Here is a 22458-nt window from a genome sequence, read left to right as displayed (position 1 = left end):
TTTACTCATAGCTGTCCATTTTCAGCGTCTTTTCTTTCGGCTCTTCAATGTATGAGCTTATGGGCCAGACCTGTTTAACTGAATCAAGGACTTCTTTTGTGCTGCCGGTAAGCTCATTGCCCTTTTCAATGATAGGAGGTATTTGGGATGCAGATTTTTTAAATTCTTCAGTGGCTTCCCGTACATTGTCAAGGCTTTTATCTATTTTTTCCATTATCTGCGGGATATCTTTATCAATCTTCTTAATCATCGCCCCTGCTGTTTCAAGCGTTTGTTTTGCCGAGCTGAGTGCAGGGTCAATTTTCGCAGTGACTGATGAAATATTCTTATTCGTGTCTTTCAGCAGTGTGTCAAGATGTTGTCTTGTCGCATCAATATCAGCGGTCACCTTTTTGACATTTTTCAATGCCTGCTTAATATCGCCGTTCGGGTCATTGACATATTGAAAAATCTGCCTGATATCAGAGAGCAAAGGCTTGATTTCAGTTTTAAGCTCCTCAGCCATCTCGCCGATGCCTTTTTCTCTTTCAAACGGAATGACTCCGGTTGATTCAATCTCTTTTGCCTCAGGCGCTCCGCGGGTTATTTCAATAATACTCTCGCCGATAAGCCCTTCTTTTACCAGTTTTGCCCTTGAATCAGTCCTTATCCATTTCATGTACTTTTTGTTTAGGGACAACTCTACGGTTACCCGGGCGCTGTCATCAAGCAGTACCTTCCGGACCTTGCCTATCTTAAATCCCCTGAGCTTTACCGCCATGCCCTCGCTTAAATCCTGCCCGCTTTCAGTAACAAAGAATATTGTTGTCTTGGGGATAAAAATATCCTGCTGAACCCCTATGAATACCGCTACCAGCGCTATCCCGGCAATTGCCGTGATGACAAATATGCCGATTTTTTTCTCAATGCCTGCAAACCGCGGGTCTGTTTCTTTTATCATCGCCATAGTTTTCTTGTTTTTAACTTTTATCTGTCAACTGTCAACCGTTGACTGTTAACTTATATTATATCCTGACAACAGTATCTGCCTGCACATTTTTTACGGAAAGTTCGTTTGTTGTTATATAGACAGATGTCCTGCCTGATTTTTCTGCATGAAATTTTGCAGTCAGCCTCTCCAGTCTTTCTGTCATCTCCTGCCCCATTCCTTCAAGCAGGGAGTCGTAGAGCATTAATTCAGGCTCCATGAGCAGCGCTCTGACAAGCCCGATAATCCTTTTTTCATGAGCCGGCAGGGGGCCGGGAAGCCTGCCGATATGCTCTGAAAGATACGAATGGCTCACGCCGAGTTGTTTATAAATCTCAATAACACTGTCTTCAATATCTGCCGGTTTTTTCCCGGAATGATACCATACGGGAAGGGTTATGTTTTCCCATACCTTAATGTTGCTGATAGTGCCTCCATCTGACAGGACTACTCCTGTCCGCCTGAAAAAATTCAGACATTCCTTTGCGGGAATGGAATATATCTCCCTGTCAAAAAGAAAAACCCTGCCGCTGCTCGGCTTCCGGACGCCTAAAATTGCATCCAGCAGGTCATTCTTTGCATCTTCGGATGCAGCAATTATCTTGCATGCAGAGCCTTTTTTTATCTCAATTGACAGCGGCGCAATATTTTCAGTGGCAACCTCTTCAAGCCTTATCATATAAACGCTATAAGAGTAATTATACCATCAAATATGAATACAAGGAACAAACTCTGCATGACTGCCTTTGTCGCAGCCTGAGGTATCTCGGTGATGGAGGCCCTGACGCTGAGCCCCTGATAGCACGATATGGTGGAAATCAGCAGTCCGAATACAAGACTTTTCAGCAAAGAAACCGCTACCTCAAAAAAACTCAGCGCTAAGAACATGCCCTTAAGGTGCTGAAGAAAGGGAATATCCATGAGGACTGAGGTAAGCGCCAGTCCTCCTGCAACAGCCGTTAACTGAAAATAAAAGGTAATGATAAAGACAGACGCGGTAATCCCAAGTATCCTCGGCACAAGGAGATAATCCATGGGGTCAATACCCATAATCCTCAGGTGTTCCAGCTCTCTATTTACCTTCATAGAGCCAAGCTCCGAGGCTATGGCAGTGCCGCTCCTTGCTATAATTATTATGGCTGCAAGCAGGGGCCCGAGCTCTCTCACAACGGTCCAGATTAGTATCTTTCCAGTAAGCACGGCATTTGACCCGGCGAGATTTGTAATCTGGGTGATAATAACAAGCCCTATGAGCAGGCCTAACAATGCTATTTTGCTAAGAGCTTCTATGCCGGTAAAATATATTTGCTTATACAGGACTGATCTGACAGGTGCGATCTTTAACACCGGAAGGTTTTTTAATGAATAACCAAACAACTCATAGTACCCTTTTGCATACCTGTCAATATTAATAATACTGCTCCCGATACTGCGGGCATTAATAAGCGGTGACATAAACAAATTTTATCATACTTTGCAGGTTACTTTCCCCATTCTTACCCGTATCGTATTGCCGTGAGCCTCAAGGCCTTCTGCATCTGCAAGGGTTTTAACGGTATTTGCAAGCCGCATAAAACCTTCTCTTCTGAAATCAATCAGACTTGAGCGTTTGACAAAGTCATAAACTCCGAGCGGCGAGGAGAATCTTGCCGTGCCGCCTGTGGGAAGCGTATGATTGGGACCTGCGGAATAATCACCGAGCGGCTCAGGGCTCCACTTGCCTAAAAAAATTGCCCCTGCGTGTTTTACTTCAGTCAGATACCGCTTGGGGTTAGAGGTCATTATCTCCATGTGCTCAGGCGCAATTTTATTGGCAATATCAAAGGCATCATTAATGCCCTTCACAATTATTATCGCACCGTATTTGCCCAAAGATTTTTTTGCGATGGCCTTTCGTTTAAGGGCTGTTAATTGAGATGCCAGTTCCTGAGCAACATTTTTTGCCAGCAGCCCGGAATCAGTAATGAGGATTGCAGACGCCATTTCATCATGCTCGGACTGGCTTAGCAGGTCTGCTGCAATAAATGACGGATCAGCGGTTTTATCCGCTATTATCAGCACCTCGCTCGGTCCCGCAATCATGTCTATGTCAACTTCGCCGAAAACAAGCCTTTTTGCGGTTGCAACATAGATATTCCCCGGGCCGGCTATCTTATCAACTTTTCTTATTGTCTCAGTGCCAAAAGCCATTGCGCCTACTGCCTGCGCGCCGCCGATTTTGTAAACCTCATTTAGCCCGAGTATTCTTATGGCGGATGCTGAATAAGGATTTATTACGCCTCCGGGGGTTGGCATGCATAAGGCAATTTCCTTAACGCCGGCAACAAGCGTGGGTATTACAGTCATTAAAACTGTTGAAGGGTATGACGCCTTGCCTCCGGGTATGTAAACTCCGGCCCGCTCAATGGGTCTTATTATCTGTCCGAGAGTAATTCCATTTTCAAAAAAGGTCCATGATTTTTCTTTTTGCTTCTTATGGAATGCAATTATGCGCCGGGCTGAAACCTCAAGCGCCCGGACTACTTTTTTATCAGCCTTGTCAGCGGCGGAGGCGAGTTCTTTTTTGCTTATCAGAAAACTTGTTATTTTGACTGAATCAAACTTCTCTGTGTATTTTTTTAAAGCCCTGTTTCCGTTTCTCCTCACATCCTCAAGAATTTTCCGCACGGCAGGCTCAACACCGCCTCCGGCAACCAGTCTTGTTTTAAGAGATTTTAAAAACATATTGATTTGTTTCCCTCTTATTATTTTCATCTTATCCTCTTAATCTTTGCGCCGAGTGGTTTTAGTTTTTCCTCTATCTGCTCATAGCCCCTGTCAAGGTGATAGACCCTGTCAACAACAGTCGTTCCCTTTGCGGCAAGTCCTGCAATTATAAGCGAGGCGCTGGCCCTTAAGTCCGTTGCCATCACAGGCGCGCCGGTTAATGACGGGATGCCTCTAACGGTTGCAGTTGCGCCCTGTACCTTTATGTTGGCGCCCATACGCTTTAATTCCGCAACATGCATGAACCTGTTTTCAAATATGCTTTCAGTAATAAGGCTTGTGCCGTCTGCAATGGACATTAAAGTCATAAACTGCGCCTGCATGTCAGTCGGGAAACCGGGATAAGGCATGGTCTTAACATTTACCGGCTTTAATCTTTCAGGCCCCTGAACCCTTATTCCGTCAGCCTCCTGATTTATGACAAGCCCCGCCTCTTTGAGCTTAATAACTATGGCGTCAAGATGAGAAAAATTGCATTTTTTGATTTTTATATCTCCGCCTGTAATTCCTGCGGCGGCAAGAAACGTCCCAGTCTCTATCCTGTCTGGTATGATGCGGTAGTTAAAGGGCTTGAGGCTCTCAACACCTTTTATTCTGATAATACTTGTGCCTGCGCCTTCAATGTCAGCGCCCATTTCAGTCAGGACCTTTGCAAGGTCCACCACCTCGGGTTCCATAGCTGCATTTTCAAGTATGGTAACGCCATCAGCAAGCGAAGCGGCCATCATAAGATTTTCCGTGCCTGTGACTGTCGGTATGTCAAAATAAATTGATGCGCCTTTCAGCCGCCTTGCCTTAACATGCACATATCCTTCTGTAAGATTTATCTCAGCGCCCATTTTCTCAAGCCCCATCAGATGCAGGTTAATGGGTCTTGCGCCGATGGCGCAGCCTCCGGGAAGCGAAACCTTTGCCTCGCCCATTCTTGCGACCAGCGGGCAGAGGATAAGGACAGAGGCGCGCATGGTTCTTACAAGGTCATAGGGCGCTTCCACCGAGGTTATATTATCGGTTTTCAGCGTTATCTTATCCCCGCTGAACTGAAAACCTATGCCGAGTCTGGCAAGGAGCTTGCCCATTGTTGCTATGTCTTTTAGATTAGGGACATTGGAAACTACGTTTTCTCCGGGGCTGAGTATAGATGCCGTCATTACGGGCAGTGCGGCATTTTTTGCGCCGCCGATGTTTACCTCGCCTTTCAGGGGCGCGCCGCCTTCAATTACTAATTTTTCCATGTCGCCTGAATTATCCTCTCAATGCCGGCATAATCTTTTGTGATTTCAATCTCCTCATATCCGGACGCCTTAAGCATATCAGCAACATCAGCCGCCTGTCCAGCGCCTGATTCAAGCATGATAATGCCGTTGTTTTTAAGAAAGCGCCCTGAGGCCGGTATTAATTCCCTGTAAAAATCAAGCCCGTCTGCCCCGCCGTCAAGGGCCATTTCAGGCTCCCAGTCTTTTACCTCAGGCTGGAGGGTTTTTATATCGCCGGTCCGTATGTAAGGGGGGTTTGAAATGATCAAATCAACAGTGAACAGTGAACAGTGAACAGTGAACAGTTTTTTGAGGGGTTCAAACAGGCTGCCTTTTAAAAAAACAGCGTTTTTGATGTTATTGATTTCAGCGTTTTTAATTGCATATGCAATTGCAGTATTAGATATGTCAGTGCCGTAGACCTCTGCTTCAAGGAATTCCCTTGCAAGCGCAAGGGCAAGGCACCCGCTGCCGGTGCATAAATCAAGAACAGCTAAGGTTGAAGGTTTCTCTGTGCCTTTGCCCCTTTGTGCCTTTGTACCTTGCCTCTTAACTCTTAACTCATAACTCTTTACGGTCTTTATGGCGTGTTCTGCCATAAGTTCTGTTTCAGGTCTCGGTATTAAAACGCCGCGGCCGATGATTAACTTCAGCCCTAAGAATTCTTCACTGCCGAGTATGTATTGAAGCGGTTCGCGGCCGAGCCTTCTTTGCAGTAATTCTTCAATCGCATTTATCCTGTCATCGCTTAACGCCGGATTGTTAGCATACATCTCAGACGTGTCAATGCCGAGTCCCTGTCTTACAATGACTTCCGCCTCTTTCTCCGCAGATTCCACCTGAGCAGCTTTTAGGGTTTTTGCAACTTTGTTTAATATCTCAAGCGTCTTCATAAAAATTGTAGCCGCAACCTTCAGGTTGCGTATTTTTCGCAGGCTAAAGCCTGTGACTACATTATACTTCCTTCAGACTCTCCGCCTGATAATGTGTTATAAGGGCGTCTACCATCTCGTCAAGGTCGCCCTCTATGACCATGCCGAGTTTATGCAAGGTAATGCCGATCCTATGGTCGGTAATTCTGTTCTGCGGAAAGTTATAGGTCCTTATTTTTTCACTCCTGTCGCCTGTGCCGACCTGGGTTTTTCTTTCATGCGCCCTTTCTTTTTCCTGCCTCTCAACTTCAAGTTCATAAAGCCTTGAGCGCAAAACCTTCAAAGCCTTTTCCCTGTTTTTAATCTGAGAGCGGCTGTCCTGGCATTGCACTATCAGCCCTGTCGGTATATGAACAATCCTCACTGCAGAATATGTTGTGTTAACACCCTGCCCTCCGGGGCCTGATGCGCAGTAGGTGTCAACCCGTAATTCCTTTTCATCAATTTTCAGATCAACTTCCTCAGCCTCAGGCAGTACTGCAACCGTAGCGGTAGACGTATGAACCCTTCCTGAAGTTTCTGTTACAGGAATCCTCTGCACGCGGTGTACCCCGCTTTCATACTTCAACCGGCCGTATGCGCCCTTGCCCTGTATGGATGCAACGACCTCTTTTAAGCCGCCTATGCCCGTTGAGCTGATGTCTATGGTTTCCACCTTCCAGCGTCTGCCCTCGGCGTATTTAGTGTACATCCTAAAAAGGTCAGAGGCAAAAAGCGCAGCCTCATTCCCGCCCGCGCCCGCCCTTATTTCAAGGATAATACTTTTCTCATCCCTCGGGTCCTTGGGAATAAGCATCAGCTTCATCTCGTCTTCAATCTTTGATTGCTTTTCCTTAAGCTCAACAAGCTCTGATTCAGCGAGTTCTTTCAACTCGCTGTCCCCTTCTGACTCTAAAATTTCCTCAGACTCTTTTATGTCGGAAAGAGTTTTTTTATACTCTCTGAATTTTCTGACAAGCCCGGCAATCTCCGCCTGCTCCTTAGAATACTTCTGATACTGCGTGAAATCGGAAAATACCGCCTGATCCGTCAGAAGCTGTGCAAGCTCTTCATATTTATTTTCAATTGCCTCAAGTTTTTTAATCAGCATTGCCTTCACCTTTTTTTCTTTCTGCAATTCCTGCTTCCATCTGCAGCACTTCTTTAAGCGCAACTATTGCGACTTCCACCTGGTCGTTCGCAGGCGTCTTTGCAGTGAACTGCTGGAGCCATAACCCGGGTTTGGTCATCATCCTGACAAGGGGATTGTCAATTTTTTTTGAACTGAACTTTATAAATTCATAAGAAAGCCCTGCAATCAGCGGGATAAGCACCACACGCGACAGGAATTTTTCAATAAACGGCCAGTCTTGGGGGATAAATGAGAAAATTAGTATGCTTAAAATCATTACGATTAGCAGAAAACTCGTGCCGCACCTCGGATGAAGGATGCTGTAATTTTCAATGTTCTCCACAGTCAACTCCACACCTGCCTCATGCGCGTATATTGTCTTATGTTCTGCGCCGTGATACTGAAAGACCCTTTTGATGTCCTTGTTTATGCTTATCAGTACGACATACAAAAGAAAGAAAAATATCCTAATTACGCCGTCAACAAGGTTAAACGCAATAGAATTTTCCATAACTGTACTAAATATAATACCCAGAAGCTTTGTGGCATAAAGCGGAAGGAGAATGAATATTACTATGCCTAACGCAAAGGCTAAAAATACAGTGATGCCCATTGAAAAAGAGGACGGCTTTCCCTCTTCTTCAGGCATTGCCTTTTCAGCAGAGTAGGTTATCGCCTTAATCCCAAGCATTAATGACTGCACAAGCGCAACCACCCCCCTGATTACGGGTTTCTTAAGCAGTTTCGGCAAAGGGGTGATTTCCTCTTTTTTGACAAAAATGTCCTTGTTAGGCCCCCTCACCGCCACAGTCCACGCATTGGGCGACCTCATCATCACGCCTTCAATTACAGCCTGTCCGCCTATGTTTTTCATATATAGTTAGTCTAAAAAATGCAAAGCTTAAATAAGGCAGATGTTGCGAAAAAATTTATTTTTTGATACCTAAACGTACTGTTAACTAATGGCTGTTGTATTATTTTATTGATAAACGAAATGAAGATAATTTCAAGATATTTATCAAGTTAAATAAATTTTTGAGTAATGTCTGCCCTATTGGTAACATTATTGCAGCCTTAACCTTTCCAAACAAAAAAAGGAAACTCATTATCCGGCAAAAAATGAGTTTCCTTTTCTTGTAAGCGCAGCTACTTCTTTGCGTATTTTCTCTTAAACTTCTCAACCCTTCCTTCAGCATCAACCAGCTTTTGCTTTCCGGTAAAGAAAGGATGGCATTTTGAGCAGATGTCCACATGTATTGACGGCTTTGTTGACCTTGTAGTAAAAGTCTCTCCGCATGCGCAGACCGCCTTTGCCTCTTTGTATTCGGGATGAATTCCTTCTTTCACAACGACCTCCGTTTGAATTGAATTTTATATACTAACAGAATCATCAAGAGTATTTCAATAGCAGGGGCATTCTGATGCTCAGGGCGTTGAAATTACTGCTGTTCAGAGCCTTGCATCTGCAAGCCGTTTTTTGTAAGCATCCTCAGTCTTTCTTTCTATCTCCTTGAGCCGCACGGCAATCTGGCTGCAGACCGTGGAAAGAAGAATCATATGATTATAAGTAAATGCATTCTTTGTCTCCGGGCTGCCTAAGAATACAAAACCCAGCACTTCATCTTCATGCACAAACGGCGAAACTATGAAGGAACTGGCTGAATAATATCTGCCCTCAAATTCCGGGTGTTCCGCAAGGTCCTTGATTAAAAACGGCGCTTTGTTTTCAAAAATCCTTTCAGAAAGCGGGTCTGTCTTCTCTACGCTGCACGCATTATCTATATTAGATGAATTGTAAACGTCAAACTCGTCATTAAACTGATTCCATAAGGCGATAAAACCCATTTTGGCAGGCGTTGCATCATTCATAACCTGCTTAAAGACCACTTCCGCCAGTTTTTTTATGTCGTTAATCTCAGGCACCAGACGGCCTATCTCGTATAATGTGGCAAGTTCTGTGTTCTGGGCCTTTACCCTTTCAATAAGGATTGTGATTATAACCCGAAGCAGTTTAACGCCGTCTGCGGCATCTGCCTCTATGACTTTGAAAAAATCATTATAATCCATTCTCCAGAGCACCGTATCCTCTCTTGCAACGACATCCGCAGACCGGTACTCACCGCCGAAAACCCCCATCTCACCGAAAATATCACCCTGTTCAAGTATTGCAAGAGTCTTGTATTTGCCGGCTTCACGGTTAATCACCTTTCTGACCTCTGCTGCGCCTGAATGGATTATATACATCATATTGGAGTGGTCGCCTTCGCGGATGATGAAGTCGTTTTTTTGAACCCATTCATCTTTTAAAAGTGATGCCAGCAGGTGCAGAGCTTCGTCTTTTATTCCTGAAAAAATAGGTATGGCCTTGAGCAGACTTAAGTTATTTTCCATACGTCCTGCCGGATTCTGAGGCGCCCGGATTGCCGGATGAGGGCTTTTGAGCATCTGCGCCGGACATCTGAGTTTGGAACATTATCCTGAGGTCATTGGGATTATTGCTTACGCTTAAGGCGTCTTCTTTTGTGATGACGCCGTTTTTTGCAAGCTGGAGGAGGTGCTGGTTCATTGTCTGCATTTTATACAAAGAGGCTGAGTCATGAATCATCTTGTCAATGGCGCCTGTCTTTCCTTCCTCTATCATTTTCCTGATGGAAGGCGTGTTGATCATTACTTCAATGACCGCCACTCTGCTCTTGCCGTCTGCGCTCTTAATCAGCCTCTGCGACACTGTGGCGCACAGGGTCATTGCAAGCTGCATCCTGACCTGATGCTGCTGCTCCGGCGGGAATGTATCAATTATGCGGTCTATGGACTGCTTCGCATCGTTTGTATGAAGCGTGCTGAAAACGAGGTGGCCTGTCTCAGCGGCAGTCATCGCAATAGTAATGGTTTCGGCATCCCGCATTTCGCCTACGAGTATGACGTCAGGATCCTGCCTTAACGCCCGTTTTAATGCCGCAGAGAATGAAAGCGTGTCAAACCCTATCTCGCGCTGGTTTATCGTGCATTTTTTGTCCTTATGAACGAACTCAAGAGGGTCTTCAATGGTTATTATATGGAGCGGACGGTTTTCGTTTAAGTGGTCTATCATGGCGGCAAGCGTGGTTGATTTTCCGCTTCCCGTGGGTCCGGTGACAAGGATTATCCCCTGATTTCTGAATACGAGTTCTTTAAAGACCTCAGGGAGCGCAAGCTGGTCCAGCGTCTTGATTTCCATGGGAATGGCCCTGAAAACCGCACCCATGGACCCCATCTGGTAAAACATGTTGCCCCTGAACCTTGCAAGCCCTTCAACAAAATATGAGAAGTCAAGCTCGCGTTCAGCCTCAAATTTTTTAATCTGGGAATCCGAGAGTATCGGGAGTAAAAACTCTTTTATCTCATCTTTGCCTAAAGGAGGATATTCAGTAGGCATAAGTTCTCCCTTTATCCTCATAAGAGGCGGTCTGCCGACCTTAAGGTGAAGGTCTGAGCCGCCCCTTTCCACAAGCGCCTTCAGATATTCGTCTATTTTCATGTTTATTGCGGTTTTGACTGCTGTGATGAAAGAATTTTACTTCTCACGGATTCAGGGTTGTTTGCCTTTGACACTGCCTGCTCCATTGTGATAGCCCGCTCCTTTACGACGAGTTCGGCAAGCGCGGTTTCAAGAGTGCACATGCCGAATTTTGTCCCTGTCTCAATGGCGCTGTAAATCTGGTGCGTCTTGCCCTCGCGGATTAGGTTGGCTATTGCCGGCGTAACTATCATAATCTCCCTTGCGGCAACCCGTCCCTTGCCGTCTGACCTCGGCAGGAGCTGCTGGCAGATTACTGCCTTTAGGGTGGCGCTCAACTGCACCCGTATCTGCTGCTGCTGGTGAGAAGGGAATACGTCTATAATCCTGTCAACGGTCTGCGGGGCATCTTGAGTATGAAGCGTTGCAAATACGAGGTGTCCTGTCTCTGCCGCAGTCAGCGCGAGGGAGATTGTCTCAAGGTCTCTCATTTCACCGACAAGAATCACATCGGGGTCCTGCCTCAGAGAGTGTTTCAACGCTTCAAGGAATGTACGCGTCTGCGCCCCGACCTCCCTTTGCCTGACAACGCAGTTTTTCATTTCATATACAAACTCTATCGGGTCCTCTACCGTAAGAATATGGTCTCTTCGTTCAACATTAATTATGTCAATAAGGGATGCAAGCGTTGTTGACTTGCCGGAGCCCGTAGGGCCTGTGACAAGGATAAGCCCGCGCGGGAGCCTTGTAAGAGAAACTATAGCATCTGAAAGCTTCAAATCCCTTGTGTTCGGGATCTTTGAGGGGATGAGCCTGAGGACCGCGCTTACGCCGTTTTGCTCCAGCAGGACATTTACCCTGAAACGGCTGAGGCCCGGGATGCTGTATGAAAAATCAAGCTCCATTTTTTCCTCAAAATGCGCAATCTGGTCTCCGTAAAGCATGCTGTAAATAAGCGCCTTGGCATCTTCTGGCGTAAGCGGCTGGAAGCCCTGCAGGGGTTCAATATGCCCGCGCACCCTGACCATCGGCGCCCTGCCGGCAATCAGGTGTATGTCAGATGCGCCGTTTTCAACCGCAGCTTTCAGAATATCAACTATTTCCATAAGATTGACCTTATATTGTTTTTACATTTTAGCCGGAGATTTGTCAACTTAAAAATGCGGCGGGGCTTCAATCTTTTGCTTCAATTTATCCCTTTGAGTTCGTCTTTGATATCTTCAAGCGCCGTAACTGCCATATCCCAGTCTAAATAGTCCTTTTCAGTCGCATAATCTATTGCTTTGTTTTTAATTTTTTTCTCAAAATCCTTAAATTTCATAGCATATTTTTTTTCAAGGTTTTTCATCATGAATAAATATTTGTTTTTTTTTCGCAAGAGCTCCTACTGAACAAGGTCCTTAATTCCATCAACAACATTGTCTTTTTTTGTGATGATTATAATTTCATCTTTTATGTTTTTTGGCAGTTTGACCGCAATACCCATATTAAACCCCCTCTTTCAGCTTATTTTACCACAAAATAAACTATTTTTATTTTATTGAATCGGCTAAAAAATCATGCTATTATCCAGAAAAGTATCTAATAGCTGGTTGGGTGACAAAAAATAAGCGACAAAGGTAAGATAAGGCAATGGCAAAATTGAATAAATCCATGCGTGATGCAGCAAAGCGCTCATTTTCTGTTGCGTTGCATGATTTTGTGAACTGCTTGGCAGAACATATCAGTGCCAGTGATGGAGGGTGGACAGTCAAAGGGTTTATAGACGTCTATAAAAATATTTACACCATCAGTTCAGATACTAAAATTGTTTCTAAAATACTAGAGATTCACCTATTCCCGCAGATTTTGCAGTTCGCAGAAGAAAACAACTTCTCGATTGTCCTTGCAGAGCATCAGAATTGGTATCCTGACTTGAGCTTTGTAAGCCAGAAAGACCCCACCATCAAATTTGCTGTAGACCTCAAGACTACTTATCGAGACCCGAATTCCCCCGGTCATGTAAACGGCTTTACTTTAGGCAGTCATGGCACTTATTTTAAAGATCGTACTTCTTCAAAAAACATACAGTTTCCGTATAGTGAATATTCAGGTCATTTCTGCCTTGGAATCATTTACTCGCGCACGGACGGCAAAGATTTAGATGAAACTGAAGTTATAAAGGTCAACGAACTCGATGACGAGACGGTGGAGCCAAAGCAAATTGGACATAGGAAGGTAACAAAGGTTGAAAACCTTCGTTCAATTGCCTCCGTAATTAAGGATTTTCAGTTTTTCATATGTGAGAAATGGCAGCTTGCAAGTGATCGTCAGGGTTCCAGTAACACGGCGAATATCGGCTCGATAACATACATAAAAGACATTCTTAAAGGAAATGGGGTCTTTGCAAAGCTTGGGGAAGATTGGTTTGATGAATACTGGATGAACTATGGGCTGACCACAATGAAGAAAGGTGGGAAGGCTGTTGCAATTAAACGCATCGAAGACTTTATAGATTTCAAAGGAAACAAGAAGTTTAAAAATATAGTTGTTCCAGTGGTCACTAAAAAGAAGAGCTAATGAGAGTAATTACTCCCCCGATAAAAAGCCAGGGAATTAAAACCAAACTAGTGCCATGGATTCAAGCTCTTGTGCCGGATGTCCCCGGCCGTTGGATTGAACCCTTCATTGGTACCGGTGTCGTAGCATTTAATTCCGGCTTTAGGAGAGCTATTCTTAGCGATACGAATCCTCATATAATTCGATTTTATCAGGCTATTCAGAAAAGAGAAATTACTCCATTAATTGTCCGTGAGTACCTGCAAAGAGAAGGCGAAATACTGTGCAAAGCAGGTAATAAAGGATACGAGCATTTTACCTACGTCAAAGACCGCTTCAATCGAGGGCATGATTCACTGGATTTTCTCTTCCTCTCAAGAGCAGGGTTTAACGGCATGATGCGTTTTAACCGAAAAAGTGAATGGAATATTCCTTTTTGTCAGAAACCGGAGCGTTTTAGTAAATCCTACATCACTAAAATCGTGAATCAGGTACATGATGTAGCCTGCCTTATTCAGCCTAAATGGCAGTTTCTAAATGAACCCTTTGAAAATATAATTTCTCTTGCAACCGAAAGGGACATCATATACTGCGACCCGCCGTATATAGGCCGTTATGTTGATTATTACAGCGGTTGGACTGAAGATGACGAACACCGTCTTTTCGAACTTCTTGCTGCCACTAAAGCTCGTTTTATACTTTCAACCTGGCACCATAATGATTACAGAAAAAATGAAATGCTGGAAAAATATTGGGACCGCTTCAATATTGTCACTCGCGACCATTTCTACCATTCCGGGGGGAAAATCGAAAATAGACGCTCAATTGTCGAAGCTTTAGTTTTTAATTTTCCAGCATATATACAAGAGCACAATTATGGTATTGAACCAAAGCTTGAACAACTGGTGCTATGCGAAGAAAGAGAAAAATACATTACCCAACAACTCACTCCAGCAGACTCCGTTTCACTGCGCCGCTGATTTAGGGCGTTCTCCTTTCGCTCCGCTGAGACGGCATATGACGACTGTGTCGTCAAAAAAGAACATTTTTAAGTGCCTTGAAAGATTATTACAATCTCCGTTTGACACTGCACGGGCTTTATTATTAAGATAATCCATGGCGTTATTTAAACCAGGGGACAAGCCGCAGGAAAAAGACGCTCTGAATAAATTAGAAAAGCGGGTTCAGTACACCGAGAAACTGCATTTTGTCACCAACAAGATAAACTCCGCCAACAACATAGATGAAATTCTCATAAACCTGAGAGACGACATACTCCAGCTTTTTGACGCGGACCGGCTCACCATTTACTGCGTGGATTATTCAAAAGATGAAATCTTCTCCAAATTAAAGGTTGGCACTGACATAAAGGAAATCCGCGTGCCTATATCGCCGGCAAGCATAGCAGGTTATGTCGCCCATTCAAGGGAAATGGTAAATATCCCGGATGTGTATGACCAGACCGCCTTAAAAAATATTAATCCCGACCTGAGCTTTGATTACAGTTGGGACAAAAAATCAGGATATAAGACCGCACAGGCGCTGGCGGCGCCTGTCACATTCGGAACCAAGCTTTTCGGCGTCATTCAGCTTATCAATAAAAAAGGCGGGACCGCCTTTGCGGAAGAGGACGAAAAAAATGTCATGGAAATCGGCAGCGTCCTCGGCATTGCCTTCCGCAATCAGACAAGGATGGTGCAGAGCCGTCTTAATTCCCTCATAATGCAGAATCTCATCACTGAAGAAGAGCTGAAAAAGGCAATGGCTTCTGCAAGGGAGCTGAAAAAAGACGTGGAAACGGTCCTCATGGATGATTTCAAGATTCCAAAGAAGGAAATCGGATTTGCCCTTAGCCAGTTTTATGGATGCAGATTTGCGGATTATTCCGAGTATGCGGTCAGACAGCAGCGTGACCTCCTAAAGGGACTGAATATAGCGTATCTTAAACGGCAGTTCTGGGCGCCTTTGACTTTTGACACTGAGAAAGAAAAGATAACTGTTGTTATTGACAACCCCACTGATATGCAGAAGACTGCCGAGGTAAGACAGCTTATCAGGGCCAAGGATTATGAGTTCCATGTTGCATTAAAAGGCGATATTTTAAAATTTCTGGAGCCCCATGAAGAGATTTATCAGGAGTCAGAGGCTTCCATGTCAGATATACTCGGCGCTTTGGAAGAGGGCAGTATGGAAACCGCCCGTGAAGAAGATACTGAGGGCTCAGAACTCAGTGAAACTGCAAGCACCATTGTCCGTCTGGCAAACCATATCATTACAGACGCATACAACAAAGACGCCTCTGACATTCATATAGAGCCGAATAAGGCAAAGAAGACCACTGACATCAGATACAGAGTTGATGGAATATGCTCAAAGGCGCTTGAGATTCCATTTACGCACAGCGCTCCTCTTGTATCAAGACTTAAGATTATGGCTTACATGGATATTGCAGAGAGGAGACTGCCTCAGGACGGTAAGATTAAATTCAAGTACAAAGACAAAATCCTTGAGCTCCGCGTTGCAACACTGCCAACGGTCGGAGGCGAGGATGTCGTGATGAGGATACTTCCCCCAAGCGAGTCCATGCCTCTTGACGCCCTGAATCTTTCTGAAAGAAATCGGAAGCTGTTCAGGGAAATACTTGCAACGCCCTATGGGATTATCCTTGTTGTCGGGCCGACAGGCTCAGGAAAAACCACGACGCTTCATTCTGCGCTTGCATCCATAAATACTCCTGACAGAAAAATTTGGACGGCAGAGGACCCAGTGGAAATTACACAATACGGACTCAGGCAGGTGCAGGTCATGCCCAAGATAAAATTTGATTTTGCGGCGGCAATGCGCTCATTCCTGAGGGCAGACCCTGACATAATCATGGTGGGTGAGATGAGGGATCAGGAGACGGCAGCCATCGGCGTTGAGGCGTCACTAACAGGGCATCTGGTTTTAAGCACCCTTCATACAAACAGCGCCCCTGAGACAATTACCCGTCTGATTGACATAGGCATAGACCCGTTTAATTTTGCAGATGCTCTGTTAGGCATACTTGCACAGCGATTAGTCCGGACTTTATGTAAGGAATGCAAGGAGGCTTACACCCCTTTGAAAGATGAATTTGAACACCTGATAGATTTGTACGGCAGGGACTTATTCCCTGAATTGGGAATTGCATACTCGGACAATCTTAAGATATATAAGGCAAAGGGCTGCGGCAACTGCAATCATACGGGCTATAGGGGCAGGACAGGCATTCATGAACTTCTTGCCGGCAGCCCGCCGATAAAGCGCCTTATCCAGACCAGGGCCGTTATGGAAGACATCAGGCAGGAGGCAATAAAAGAAGGCATGCGGACGCTCTTTCAGGACGGCATCACAAAGGTATTTAAGGGCCTCACTGATTTAAAGCAGGTCAGGAGCGTGTGCAAATAACAGACTGCGCATATCGCCTTTTTCGTCATTCCGTCCAGACGCATCGGGATCACAAAAGAGCATGAAAATACCTTTAATGTCATACCTGCGAAGGCAGGTATCCAGTGTCTTTTTATATCTGGATTCCGTGTCAAGCACGGAATGACAGACTCTACTTTCGCGGGAATGACATAATTTATAAGAATGTGCCCGCCGGAACAAGAAAAGATCCAAAATTATTTTCTGAATTTTGTATAATTAACAGTTTGACATTTTTATGAAACAGAACATTACTACAATACTGAGGGAATACACCAAAGAGCCGAAGATTGCGTATTTCTCCATGGAGATAGGCTTAAAGGATGAAATACCGACTTTCTGCGGCGGGCTCGGCGTGCTTGCCGGTGATACTGTAAAATCCGCCGCGGACCTCTCACTGCCTTTTGTGGCAATTACACTTATCAGCCGCAAGGGATATTTCAAGCAGGAAATTGACGGCATGGGGCATCAGATAGAATTGCCTTTGACATGGGAGCCCTCGTCGCTTATGACTGCGGTGACTGAAAAAGTGGCTGTAACGATTGAAGGCAGGCCTGTTCATTTACAGGCATGGATTTATTTTGTTGAAAGTCTGAGAGGCGGAAATGTCCCGGTAATCTTTCTTGACGCCAATCTGCCTGAAAACAGCCCTGAGGACAGAACCTTGACAGACCATCTTTACGGCGGAGACGAATGTTACAGGCTGAAGCAGGAACTGCTCCTGGGCATCGGCGGCGTAAGGATGCTGAAAAAACTCGGCTTCAAGGTGAAAAAGTACCACATGAATGAAGGACACGCAGCCTTTCTCACGCTTGAATTGCTCCATGAACATAAGAAAGACCTTGAAAGAGTGTGGGATGAATCTTTCATATGGGATTTTGAAACTGTAAAGGACTTATGTGTTTTTACAACACACACGCCTGTTGAGGCGGGACATGACAGGTTCACGTATGAACTTTACAATAAAGTTGCAGGCGATTATTTCCCTGAAAAAATCCTTCAAAAACTTGCAGGCGCCAAGCATCTTAATTTAACTCTCCTCGGCCTTAATCTGAGCATGTATGTTAACGGCGTGGCAAAAAAGCACGGGGAAGTTTCACAGAACATGTTCCCGGGTTACAGGATTAATGCAATAACAAACGGCGTACATTCATTCACATGGACCTCAGACAGCATGAAAAAGGTTTTTGACAAATACCTTCCCGGCTGGGCCAACGAGCCTGAAATATTTGTCAGGGTCGGCGCAATCCCGGATGAAGAGATGTGGAATGCGCATCAGGAGGCAAAAAAAATATTTATTGATTATGTGAACTCTGTTTCAGACGCGGGTATGGACGCCGACACGCTTACGCTCGGGTTTGCAAGGAGGATTACCGAGTACAAAAGACCGGACCTTTTGTTTTTTGACCCTGAACGGCTTGAGAGAATCGGAACCGGCAAGATTCAGATTATCTACGCGGGCAAGGCGCATCCGAGGGATACGGACGGCAAGCATGCAATTGAAAGGATATTCTCCCAAATCGAAAAGTTTAAAGGGAAGATAAAGATTGCGTACATTCAAAATTACAATATGAGCACTGCGCTCAGGCTTATCTCAGGCGTTGATGTCTGGCTCAATACCCCGCTCAGACCCCTTGAGGCGTCAGGCACAAGCGGCATGAAGGCGGCGCATAACGGCGTAGTAAATTTCAGCGTCCTTGACGGCTGGTGGATAGAAGGGCATATTGAAGGATTCACCGGATGGGCAATAGGCCCTGCCCCCACAGAGATACAGCCTGACTGGAATATGAGCAAGATAGATGCGGAAGACCTTTACACCAAGCTTGAGAAATTCGTAATCCCCAGATACTACAATGACCGCAAGCAATGGATTAGGATGATGCAGAATGCCATCGGGAAAAATGCCTACTATTTCAATACCCACAGGATGATGCGCCGCTACGTCACAGAGGCGTATATCAGGTAACCTGCCTTACTGCCCCAAACATTTTCAAAAACCTGTTAAAATATTTAGATGCCCGGACACGAACTCATCATTGAAGGCGCAAAACAGAATAACCTTAAAAATATCAGCCTCGCTCTTCCGCATAATAAAGTCATTGCAATCACAGGCGTATCAGGCTCGGGCAAGTCATCGCTTGCATTTGACACCATATTTGCTGAAGGGCAGTGGAGGTTTATTGAATCCCTGTCAACCTACGCAAGGCTTTTCCTTGAAAAACTTGACAGGCCTGATGTTGAGGCAATTCATAACATAAGGCCTGCCATAGCCCTTGAGCAGAGAAATCCGGTAAAGTCATCGCGTTCAACAGTCGGCACGGCTACTGAAATTTATGATTACCTCAGGCTTCTTTATTCAAAAATATCAGCGCCGCACTGCCCGAAATGCGGCAGGGAGCTAAAGATATGGGAGCCGTCAACTGTTGTTAAAAAGCTTATTGAAAAATATTCAGGACAGAAGGCATTGATTCTCTTTGAATCCGGGGAATCTTTGCAAAGCCTCAAGCAGCGCGGATTCCACAGAATATGGATAGACGGAGAAGTTGTAGAGATTCAAGAAGCGGAAAAATTGAATAAGGATGAAGGTGAAAGGTTGAAGGATGAAAATTCTTCTGAGGATTCATCCTTCATAATTCATCCTTCCAACGACACATCACTCCTTACTCCTCACTCCTTACTGTTTATCGTCCTGGACCGCCTAATCATCAAAGACGAGCCGCGTTTGTCAGACTCGGTTGAGATTGCATGGAAAGAAGGAAACGGGAAGGTTAGGATTGAAATCCCCGGCGCTCCACCGCTTTCACTCATATTCTCATCAAGCCTCAGGTGTCATGACTGCGATATTGAACTGCCGAAGCCCCACCCGCTTTTGTTTTCATTTAACCACCCGCTCGGCGCATGCCCTGAATGTAAGGGGTTTGGCAATACGCTGAAATATTCAGAGGACATCATTATCCCTGACAAAGACCTTTCCCTTGCAGACGGCGCCATAGAGCCGTGGAGCAAGCCTGCATACAGATGGTGGTACAGGCAGTTTGCAAAATGGGCCAAGGCAAGAGATGCAAAAAAGATTCTTGATGTGCCGTACAAAGACCTGCCTGCTGAAACAAGGGAATTAATATTTAAAGGCAATCCGGATTTTTACGGGGTCCATGAATTTTTTGAAGAACTGGAGGGCAAGCGGTACAAACTTCATGTGAGGGTATTTTTAAGCAGGTACAGAAAGCCTGTTGTATGCAGTCTCTGCGGCGGGAACAGGCTCCAGCCCGGGGCGCTTTCATATAAAGTCGGCGGGCTCAATATTGCAGAGCTTTCAAAAAAGCCCTTGTCGCAATTAAGCATTTTCTTCTCAGGGCTCAGGCTTTTAGAATACGAAAGAGAAATGTCGGCTGAAATACTCAGGCAGATTAATCTCAAACTGAACTTTCTTCTCAGGGTAGGGCTTGGGTATCTTACTCAGGACAGGCTGTCAAAAACACTTTCCGGCGGAGAATCGCAAAGGATAAATCTTTCGGGCCAGCTTGCCTCAAGACTTACCGGAACGCTTTACGTATTGGATGAGCCTACGGTAGGGCTTCATCCGAGGGACGTGGACATGATTGCAGGGATAATGAGAGAGCTTGCAGACATAGGCAATACCATCATAGCTGTTGAGCATGACAAGGCTGTCATTAATTCTGCCGACTGGATTACAGAACTGGGGCCGGGCGGAGGCGGAAAAGGGGGACGCATACTTTTTTCAGGGTGGAGGCAGGACTTTTTAAAATCCGATACGCTTACAGCGGCTTACTTAAATAATACGGCGTCAATACCAGTCCCGAAATACAGGAAAAGGGGCAGCGGCAAAAAGCTCTTTGTAAAAGGCGCCTGCGGAAATAACCTGAAACACATAGATATAAATATCCCGCTTCAGACATTGACATGCATTACCGGAGTCTCCGGCTCGGGGAAAAGCACTATTGTAGGGGATACGCTTTATAATGCCGTTGCAAAGGCTTTTAAGACAGCGAATGAAGAGCCGCTGCCGTTTAAATCAATTTCGGGGATTGAATATCTGAAAGGGATAAAGATAATAGACCAGTATCCCATAGGCAAAAGCCCGCGCTCAAATCCTGTCACATACATCAAGGCCTTTGATCCGGTAAGAAAACTCTTTGCAAATACTGCACAGGCAAAAAACCTCGGTTTCGGGGCCGGGCATTTTTCATTTAATACAGAAGGCGGGCGCTGTGAAGCCTGCGCAGGGGCAGGCTATCAAAGGCTTGAGATGTATTTTTTTGAAGACCTGTATGTCAAATGCGAGGAATGCGGCGGCAGGCGCTACAAGCCTGAAGTATTGGAAATTACATATAACGGCAAAAATATTCACGATATCCTTGAAATGACAGTTGAGGAGGCAGTTGAATTTTTCTCACGCCTGCCGTCAGTCACAAAGGGACTGAAATTAATGGCGTCTGTAGGCCTGGGTTATCTTAAGTTAGGACAGCCTGCCACAACGCTTTCAGGAGGAGAGGCGCAGAGGCTTAAGATATGCGCCGAACTCAGGGCATTAAACAGGCGTGACTATCTTTACATCCTTGACGAGCCGACCGTAGGGCTTCATCCCGATGACATCAAAAAACTGCTCGGCGTCTTAAACGGGCTTGTGGATGCAGGCAACACCGTCCTGCTGGTGGAACATAATCTGGATGTCATAAAATGCGCAGACTGGGTCATAGACTTAGGACCCGAAGGCGGGAATGAAGGCGGCAGTATCGTTGCCGAGGGCACGCCTGAGGATGTTGCAACACAAAAACAATCGCATACAGGGAAGTTTTTGAAAGAGTATCTGGCTTAGCGTTGTGTTTCTTAAGTTCCAGGTTGTTTTTTCCGTCATTCCCGTGGAAACGGGAATCCAGAAACTTGTTTTTACTGGATTTCTGCTTTCGCAGGAATGACAACTTATTTATGGAATATTACACCATGCTGTGTTGTGTTATAATTTCTCTTAAGACATGACTGACAATAAAGGAAAAGAAGCTGTCCTCAATTTTCTCAAGACCAAGGCTGACAGGCCTGTCAGCCTGAGGGAAATCTCAGGCGCTCTCCGCATGCCCAAGCATGAATACCGCACGCTTAAGCGCACCCTGAAATCATTAATCAATTCCGGCGACATCTATAAAACGCGCATAGGGCTTTACGGCGCGGCTGATGAGATGAGCCTTGTCACGGGGTTTTTTGAGGCGCACAGGGACGGTTATGGTTTTGTGCTTTCAGAAAAACAGGGAGAGCAGGATCTTTTTATCCCGCCGAGAAAGACTGCGAGCGCGATGTCCGGAGACCGGGTGACGGCACGTGTTGAAAACACGGCAAGGAAAGAGGGGAGCATTGTAAAGGTCATAGAGCGCGGGCAAAAGAAGATTGCCGGAAGATTCTGCGCGGAGAAAAACACTTTTTATGTTAAACCTAAAAATAGAAAGATACCTTTTGACATATACATCAGTCCTAAAGACAGGGCAGAAGCGAAAAACGGCGATTTTGTCATAGCGGAGATTACCTCTTATCCAACCGCATCAAGACCGCCTGAGGGAAGAATTTTAAAAGTCTTGGGCGGGATAGACGAGCCGAAGCTTGAGATTGACATGATAATTGAGGAATATTCTCTTACGCCCAAATTCCCCGCCCCCGTGCTCAATGAGGCGCGCAGTTTTCCAGAGAAAATAAACGCTCACGGCAGGGTTGACTGCCGCCGCCTTTTGACTGTCACCATTGACGGCGAAACGGCAAAGGATTTTGACGATGCCATATCAATAGGGAAAACTGCAGACGGTTTTATCCTCTATGTGCATATTGCAGACGTCAGCCATTATGCGCCGTGGGATTCTGCGCTGGACCTTGAGGCAAGGCACAGGGGCACAAGCGTATATTTTCCGCACAAGGTAATCCCCATGCTTCCAAAGGAGCTT

At 45.4% G+C, this 22458-nt stretch carries 19 protein-coding genes; 6 read left to right on the top strand and 13 right to left on the bottom strand.

The features are described from left to right. Nucleotide 1: 1 nt before the first annotated feature. The 13 genes from HZA10_01160 to HZA10_01100 all read right to left on the bottom strand — a co-directional run bounded on the left by HZA10_01160 (nucleotide 2) and on the right by HZA10_01100 (nucleotide 11906). Entirely contained in the window at nucleotides 2-946 is a 945-nt protein-coding gene (locus tag HZA10_01160) for an MCE family protein (GenBank protein ID MBI5194912.1), read from the bottom strand. Nucleotides 947-1004: 58 nt separating this feature from the next. Beyond that, the gene (locus HZA10_01155) at nucleotides 1005-1646 is read right to left on the bottom strand and encodes an ATP-binding cassette domain-containing protein (protein ID MBI5194911.1); all 642 of its coding nucleotides are present in this window, start codon (nucleotides 1644-1646) and stop codon (nucleotides 1005-1007) included. Continuing rightward, on the bottom strand, nucleotides 1643-2422 hold the full coding sequence (locus HZA10_01150) for an ABC transporter permease (GenBank protein MBI5194910.1): 780 nt from the start codon (nucleotides 2420-2422) through the stop codon (nucleotides 1643-1645). Before HZA10_01150 ends, HZA10_01155 begins: the two co-directional genes overlap by 4 nt. A 12-nt stretch (nucleotides 2423-2434) precedes the next feature. Beyond that, complete coding sequence (hisD, locus tag HZA10_01145) at nucleotides 2435-3721, bottom strand: histidinol dehydrogenase (protein MBI5194909.1); 1287 nt, start codon at nucleotides 3719-3721, stop codon at nucleotides 2435-2437. Beyond that, the gene (gene murA / locus HZA10_01140) at nucleotides 3718-4968 is read right to left on the bottom strand and encodes a UDP-N-acetylglucosamine 1-carboxyvinyltransferase (protein MBI5194908.1); all 1251 of its coding nucleotides are present in this window, start codon (nucleotides 4966-4968) and stop codon (nucleotides 3718-3720) included. Before murA ends, hisD begins: the two co-directional genes overlap by 4 nt. After that, nucleotides 4956-5882, bottom strand: a complete 927-nt coding sequence (prmC, locus tag HZA10_01135) for a peptide chain release factor N(5)-glutamine methyltransferase (GenBank protein ID MBI5194907.1) — start codon at nucleotides 5880-5882, stop codon at nucleotides 4956-4958. Before prmC ends, murA begins: the two co-directional genes overlap by 13 nt. Nucleotides 5883-5943: 61 nt before the next feature. Beyond that, complete coding sequence (gene prfA, locus HZA10_01130; protein MBI5194906.1) at nucleotides 5944-7008, bottom strand: peptide chain release factor 1; 1065 nt, start codon at nucleotides 7006-7008, stop codon at nucleotides 5944-5946. Then, nucleotides 7001-7906 carry a DUF1385 domain-containing protein gene (locus HZA10_01125; GenBank protein ID MBI5194905.1) on the bottom strand — a complete coding sequence of 302 codons (906 nt, stop codon included), beginning with the start codon at nucleotides 7904-7906 and terminating at the stop codon, nucleotides 7001-7003. The genes prfA and HZA10_01125 overlap by 8 nt, the downstream gene beginning before the upstream one ends. A 272-nt stretch (nucleotides 7907-8178) precedes the next feature. After that, complete coding sequence (gene rpmE / locus HZA10_01120; GenBank protein ID MBI5194904.1) at nucleotides 8179-8379, bottom strand: 50S ribosomal protein L31; 201 nt, start codon at nucleotides 8377-8379, stop codon at nucleotides 8179-8181. Nucleotides 8380-8481: 102 nt separating this feature from the next. After that, nucleotides 8482-9423, bottom strand: coding sequence for a cyclic nucleotide-binding domain-containing protein (locus HZA10_01115; protein ID MBI5194903.1), 942 nt, complete (start codon nucleotides 9421-9423; stop codon nucleotides 8482-8484). Next, nucleotides 9413-10549 carry a type IV pilus twitching motility protein PilT gene (locus tag HZA10_01110; GenBank protein ID MBI5194902.1) on the bottom strand — a complete coding sequence of 379 codons (1137 nt, stop codon included), beginning with the start codon at nucleotides 10547-10549 and terminating at the stop codon, nucleotides 9413-9415. The genes HZA10_01115 and HZA10_01110 overlap by 11 nt, the downstream gene beginning before the upstream one ends. Before the next feature lie 2 nt (nucleotides 10550-10551). Then, nucleotides 10552-11634: a type IV pilus twitching motility protein PilT gene (locus tag HZA10_01105; GenBank protein MBI5194901.1), complete on the bottom strand. Its 1083-nt coding sequence runs from the start codon at nucleotides 11632-11634 to the stop codon at nucleotides 10552-10554. 80 nt (nucleotides 11635-11714) lie between these two features. Further along, nucleotides 11715-11906: a hypothetical protein gene (locus tag HZA10_01100; protein MBI5194900.1), complete on the bottom strand. Its 192-nt coding sequence runs from the start codon at nucleotides 11904-11906 to the stop codon at nucleotides 11715-11717. Between the two features lie 275 nt (nucleotides 11907-12181). Between HZA10_01100 and HZA10_01095 the strand changes: the two genes are divergently transcribed. The 6 genes from HZA10_01095 to HZA10_01070 all read left to right on the top strand — a co-directional run. Next, nucleotides 12182-13087 (top strand): EcoRV family type II restriction endonuclease, encoded by a 906-nt coding sequence (locus HZA10_01095; GenBank protein MBI5194899.1) that lies wholly within the window; start codon nucleotides 12182-12184, stop codon nucleotides 13085-13087. Further along, nucleotides 13087-14046, top strand: a complete 960-nt coding sequence (locus HZA10_01090; GenBank protein MBI5194898.1) for a Dam family site-specific DNA-(adenine-N6)-methyltransferase — start codon at nucleotides 13087-13089, stop codon at nucleotides 14044-14046. Before HZA10_01095 ends, HZA10_01090 begins: the two co-directional genes overlap by 1 nt. 136 nt (nucleotides 14047-14182) lie before the next feature. After that, nucleotides 14183-16495, top strand: coding sequence for a GspE/PulE family protein (locus tag HZA10_01085; GenBank protein ID MBI5194897.1), 2313 nt, complete (start codon nucleotides 14183-14185; stop codon nucleotides 16493-16495). A 256-nt stretch (nucleotides 16496-16751) separates the two neighbouring features. Then, nucleotides 16752-18479, top strand: a complete 1728-nt coding sequence (gene glgP, locus HZA10_01080; protein ID MBI5194896.1) for an alpha-glucan family phosphorylase — start codon at nucleotides 16752-16754, stop codon at nucleotides 18477-18479. 48 nt (nucleotides 18480-18527) lie between these two features. Beyond that, a complete protein-coding gene (uvrA, locus tag HZA10_01075; protein MBI5194895.1) occupies nucleotides 18528-21350 on the top strand; it encodes an excinuclease ABC subunit UvrA in 2823 nt (940 codons plus the stop codon). A gap of 157 nt (nucleotides 21351-21507) precedes the next feature. Beyond that, a partial coding sequence (locus HZA10_01070) for an RNB domain-containing ribonuclease (GenBank protein MBI5194894.1) occupies nucleotides 21508-22458 on the top strand: 951 nt, incomplete at its 3' end.

The sequence above is a fragment of the Nitrospirota bacterium genome (genome assembly GCA_016212185.1).
In the GTDB taxonomy this organism is placed as follows: Bacteria; Nitrospirota; Thermodesulfovibrionia; order UBA6902; family DSMQ01; genus JACRGX01.
Note: the sequence above shows the minus strand (reverse complement) of the source record. Positions and strands in the feature narration are given on the sequence as shown.